This is a genomic window from Prevotella sp. HMSC073D09, from assembly GCF_001814145.1.
GTDB classification, from domain to species: Bacteria; Bacteroidota; Bacteroidia; order Bacteroidales; family Bacteroidaceae; genus Prevotella; species Prevotella conceptionensis.
In genome coordinates, this window is record NZ_KV815018.1 from 1 (window position 1) to 579 (window position 579).

Consider the following 579-nt stretch of genomic DNA (forward strand, 5'->3'; position numbering starts at 1 on the left):
ACAAGGCAAATACACGATTGCCGCCAAAGACCATACGGGTAAGACACTTTTGAATGAAATCATGATTTCCAATGCCGACATGGCCGATGTGCCCGAGTTGCAGGACGTACGTTTCGCCCGCGGTGCATCTCGCGATTACCACCTTGACACCAAGGGCGATTACACCTGCCGATGGAAGAGCCCGAAGGGTAGATACCTGAGTGGCGAGAGCGTTACGCTGGACGAGGACGGAGCGTACATCCTCGAACTGACCAACGCCGAAGGTTGCTCCACCACCCGCACGCTAAACGTATCGACAATGGCCAAAGACGGTTTCGCACGCCACGACGTGTCCCCAAACCCCACGGCTGACGGCAACGTTGATGTGCGCGTGGAAATGTCCGAGTCGCTCCCTCTTGAATTTAGGCTGTATTCCCCCGATGGCGCCCTGTTGCAAAAGGAGACGCGCACAGCCGACACCTATCACGCCACCCGTTGCTATCTGCCTATGAATGGGACATACGTACTTGAGATGAGTAGTGGCGAGAGCAGACAAACCGTCAAACTCATCAGGAAATAGGCGATAGGGATATATTTTAT

The 579-nt window shown here is 54.2% G+C and carries 1 protein-coding gene; it reads left to right on the forward strand.

Annotated features, from left to right (window positions below; translation table 11 throughout):
• Positions 1 to 559 (forward strand): T9SS type A sorting domain-containing protein (locus tag HMPREF2955_RS00615; RefSeq protein WP_139145438.1); only part of this gene is annotated, 559 nt, incomplete at its 5' end.
• Positions 560 to 579 lie beyond the last annotated feature (20 nt).